Here is a 4928-nt window from a genome sequence, read left to right on the forward strand (position 1 = left end):
CCAGAATTGGGAGAAGGGGCTGGGGGATGAGGGCCAAATCTTACCGCCTCAAATCAATATTTTCTATAATCTAAACGTATAGATTTTTCGCAAATATGGTGTATAATGCCTAAAAGAGTATTCCCGCGCGCCCCTGTATCGCAAATACAGCTTTGCACCCGCGCCATTCCTCAGGAGCACGATACACCATGTTGGATTTGAAGCAGCACGTCATTTGGTTCGTCACCGGCAGCCAGCATCTTTATGGACCGGAGACGCTGGCTCAGGTCGCCGCGCACTCGCAGCAGATTGCTGCGGGTCTGAACCTGGATGCGGCAATCCCCGCGACAATCGTCTTCAAGCCTGTCCTGAAGACGCCCGATGAGATCCATAAGCTGCTGCGCGCGGCGAATGCGGACGATGAGTGCGCGGGCGTCATCACCTGGATGCACACATTTTCCCCCGCCAAGATGTGGATCGCCGGACTGTCCGAGCTGCGCAAGCCGCTGCTGCACCTGCATACGCAGTTCAACCGCGATATTCCATGGGCCGGCATCGACATGGACTTTATGAACCTGAACCAGGCCGCACACGGCGACCGGGAGTACGGGTTTATTGGGACGCGCATGGGCGTCGCCCGCAAGGTCATTGTGGGGTACTGGGAAGCGCCCGAAATCCGGACAGCGATTGGCGACTGGACACGAACAGCGGTCGCGTTCACGGAAGGACGCCGTCTGAAAGTCGCTCGCTTTGGGGACAATATGCGCGAAGTCGCCGTCACCGAGGGCGACAAGGTAGAGGCGCAGATCCAATTGGGCTGGTCGGTCAACGGCTTCGGCGTGGGTGATTTAGTCGAGCGCGTCAATGGCTTCTCCGATTCGGACGTCAACGCGTTGATGGCCGAGTACCAGGACATTTACGATTTTGCCGACGGCTTAAAGTACGAGGGACCAGGCCGCGACTCGGTCCGCGTGCAGGCGCGCATCGAATTGGGCTTGAAATCGTTCCTGACCGAAGGCGGATTCGGCGCGTTCACCACAACGTTCGAAGACCTGCACGGCCTGCGGCAGCTGCCCGGCCTCGCCGTCCAGCGTTTGATGGGTCAGGGCTACGGCTTCGGCGGCGAAGGCGACTGGAAGACCGCCGCCCTGGTCCGGGTGATGAAGATCATGGCGACAGGGCTTCCCAATGGGACATCCTTCATGGAAGACTATACCTACCATCTGGAGCCCGGCAACGAGATGGTGCTCGGCGCCCACATGCTGGAGATCTGCCCCTCGATCGCAGCGATGCGCCCGCGCGTCGAGGTTCACCCGCTCGGCATCGGCGGCAAGGAAGACCCGGCGCGCCTCGTCTTCAACGGCGCCTCCGGCCCGGCGATCAACGCCTCGCTGATCGATCTGGGAAATCGTTTCCGGCTGATCATCAACGCCGTGGACGCCGTTCCAGTCACGCAGTCCATGCCCAATCTCCCAGTCGCCCGCACCCTCTGGAAACCGCAGCCGTCCCTGCGCGTGGCCGCCGAAACCTGGATACTCGCCGGTGGCGCGCACCACACGGGCTTCTCGCTGGACCTGACCGCCGAGCAGATGATCGACTGGGCCGAGATGAACAAGATCGAGTATCTGCTCATCGACAACAGCACGACCTCGCTGGGCTTCCGCAACGAACTGCGCTGGAGCGACGCGGCGTGGCGTCGATAAAGTTGCTTAATGGGTAAACGCACGCTAAAATAGCATTTGCAACCCAATGAGTCCGGCGAATGAATTCGCGGCTAAAAGTACGGTCACCCGCCTTCGCGGGTTCAGATATATGCCGTAGGCATATTTGATGTGCCGTAGGCTCCGAAGTCCACGAAGGTGGACGGCCGTACTTTTAGGCGCGAATTCATTCGCCGGCTCCTGTGCGCGTCGCCACCTAATTATTCAGGAGTTCCTAACCCTTGTCACAATACACTATCGGTCTTGACTACGGCACCAGCTCGGTCCGGGCGGTCCTCGTCGACATTCAATCCGGCGCGGAGATCGCGTCGTCGGTCTTCCCCTACCCGCACGGCGTCGGCGGGGTGCTGATCGACGCGCGCGATCCGGATGTCGCGCGTCAGCATCCGCGCGATTATCTGGACGGCGCGCAGGCGGTCATCACGGACGTTCTCGATCAGGTGAAGAACCGTGAAGGGTTTTCCGCGAGCCAGATCATTGGTTTGGGCGTGGACACCACGGGATCGACGCCGATCCCGGTGGACGCCCATGGGACGCCGCTGGCGCTGACGCCGGAGTTCGCCGACAATCTTGCGGCGATGGTCTACCTCTGGAAGGATCATACGGGACATTCTGAGGCAGCGCAGATTACCCAGATGGCGTCTGAAATACGGCCGCAGTATCTGCTGAAGTGCGGCGGGGTGTACAGCGCCGAGTGGTTCTGGTCCAAGATCCTGCGCTGCCTGCACGCCAACCCCGAAGTTTTCGACGCCGCCTATACCTGGGTGGAGCACGCCGACTGGCTTCCCGCCGTCCTCACCGGCACGGCGCACCCGGACAAGCTCAAGCGCGGTATCTGCGCGGCTGGGCACAAGGCGATGTTCCACCCCAGCTGGAACGGCTATCCCGACGCCGAGTTTTTGGCGGCGCTCGATCCCAAAATGGCGCGTATCGGCAATAGTCTGCCGAATGTCGCCTATACAGTCGGACAGGTCGCGGGAACGCTGACACTGGAATGGGCGGAGCGGACGGGGCTGAGCGAAGGAATTCCCGTTTCGGTCGGCGCGTTCGACGCTCACCTGGGCGGAATCGGCTCCGGCATCAAGCCAGGCGCCTTGGTCAAGAATATCGGGACTTCGACGTGCGACATGATGATCGCGCCGCTGAATCAAGAACTCGCCGACATCCCTGGCCTCTGCGGCATCGTCCCCGAGTCCATCCTGCCGGGTTACTACGGCCTGGAGGCCGGGCAGTCGGCGGTCGGCGATATCTTCAACTGGTTCGTCAACGGCGTTCAGCCGGGCGGCCTGGGTCATGATGAGCTGACGGCGCTCGCGGACCAGCTCGCGCCCGGTGAAAGCGGCCTGCTCGCGCTGGACTGGCATAATGGGAACCGCACGGTCCTGGTCGATCAGCGCCTGACGGGCGCCGTGCTCGGACTGACGCTGCAAACGACGCCCGCCGAGCTGTATCGCGCCTGGATCGAGGCGACGGCGTTTGGCGCGCGCGTGATCATGGAGCGGTTTGAGGAGTACGGGCAGAAGGTCGAGCAGATCATCAACTGCGGCGGCATCTCTGTCAAGAACCCGATGGTGATGCAGATCTACGCCGACATCATGGGCCGACCGATCGCCATCTCACGCTCCACGCAGACCGCCGCGCTCGGCTCCGCCGTCGCCGCCGCCGTCGCCGCCGGAGCGTTCCCCGGCTTCGCCGAGGCGACCGGGAAGATGACCGCGCTCAATCCGCGCATCTTCACGCCGGACCCCGAAAGCCAGAAGGTCTACGATCGGGTCTACGCGCAGTACAAAAAGATTCATGACGCCTTCGGCGTACGCGGCGCGTCCGGCGATCTGTTCGGCGTTATGAAAGAGCTACTGGCGATTCGGGACGAGGTGCGCAATGTTTGACCCCGCAATCATGCAGCTCAAACAGGATGTTTACGACGCCAACATGGCGCTCGTGCAGTCGGGACTGGTCGTGCTGACGTGGGGCAACGCCAGCGCGGTGGACCGCGAGCGCGGCGTGGTCGCGATCAAACCCAGCGGCGTTGCTTACGACGCGCTCACGCCGGAAGACATCGTGCTCGTCTCGCTGGAAACGGGAGAACCACTGCCAGGCGAGACGATGCGGCCGTCGTCGGACACCCCCACACATGTCCATCTCTATCAGCAGTGGCCCCAGATCGGCGGCATCGCGCACACCCATTCGCGCTACGCCACAAGCTGGGCGCAGGCGTGCCGCGAAATTCCCTGCTATGGCACGACCCACGCCGATACGTTTTATGGCCCTGTCCCTCTCGCACGCCCGCTGACACCCGAGGAGATCGACGCCGCCTACGAACTCAACACGGGAGTATTGATCGTCGAGCACTTCCGTGAGAACGGTCTCAACCCCAGCCACGTTCCCGGCGTCATTCTCTCTTTCCATGCGCCGTTCGCCTGGGGCAAAACGGCCGCCAAGGCCGTGGAGCACGCCATCGTGCTGGAGGAAGTCGCCCGCCTCGCTCTGATGACGGAGCAGATCAACGCACAGGCGGAAACAACGCCGCAGTCGATCTTGGACAAGCATTTTCGGCGCAAGCACGGGGAAAATGCTTATTACGGACAGCCGAAATAAAGCTTTCATTCGACTCTTGACACGCCGCGCCCATTCCGTTATAATGCAAAACTAGCAATAGTCATTCTTTCACGATATATTCCCCACACAACTCTGTCCCGGGCTTAGGAGTAATATGATATCTAAACGTTTAAACAAATCACGATCGATGGTCGCGGCCTCCGTTTTCTTCAGCCTTTGCGGCGCGGCGGCCGTACAGGCGCAGGACACGCCCGCCGGATATTGGCCGCTGGACGACATGTCGGGCGCCACGGCCGCCGACGCTTCGGGGAATGGTCGGAACGGGACCTTGCAGGCTGGAGGCTGGACGTCGGACGCGAAGGTCGGGAAGTCCGCGCTGTCGCTGGACGGCCATGGCGGCGTTGACGTCGCAGATTCCGTCATCGACACCAGCAAAAGCTTTACCGTCTCGGCGTGGGTCAAGCTGAGGAGCACGGAAGGGTTTCAAACGTTCGTCAGTTTGGATGGCGAGCGGGTCAGCGGTTTTTTTCTCCAATTACGATCTTCGGGCAACTTCGGGATGACGCGGATCGAAGCCGATAATCCGGACGCCCGGGGTGTTGTGGCCGGATCATTGGAGCAGGCCGAGCCGAATGTCTGGTATCACCTGATCGGAGTTCATGACGCCGA

4 protein-coding genes are annotated in these 4928 nt (G+C 61.4%); all 4 read left to right on the plus strand.

What is annotated here, in order from left to right:
- Positions 1-188: 188 nt before the first annotated feature.
- Positions 189-1682, plus strand: a complete 1494-nt coding sequence (gene araA, locus ABIZ35_RS08540; RefSeq protein WP_348219466.1) for an L-arabinose isomerase — start codon at positions 189-191, stop codon at positions 1680-1682.
- 239 nt (positions 1683-1921) lie between these two features.
- A complete protein-coding gene (locus ABIZ35_RS08545) occupies positions 1922-3589 on the plus strand; it encodes a ribulokinase (protein ID WP_348219467.1) in 1668 nt (555 codons plus the stop codon).
- The gene (locus tag ABIZ35_RS08550) at positions 3582-4298 is read left to right on the plus strand and encodes an L-ribulose-5-phosphate 4-epimerase (RefSeq protein WP_348219468.1); all 717 of its coding nucleotides are present in this window, start codon (positions 3582-3584) and stop codon (positions 4296-4298) included. Before ABIZ35_RS08545 ends, ABIZ35_RS08550 begins: the two co-directional genes overlap by 8 nt.
- Positions 4299-4413: 115 nt before the next feature.
- Positions 4414-4928: LamG-like jellyroll fold domain-containing protein (locus ABIZ35_RS08555; RefSeq protein ID WP_348219469.1), on the plus strand; the 515-nt coding region annotated here is incomplete at its 3' end.

It is taken from the genome of Capsulimonas sp. (assembly GCF_039929585.1).
GTDB lineage: Bacteria > Armatimonadota > Armatimonadia > Armatimonadales > Capsulimonadaceae > Capsulimonas.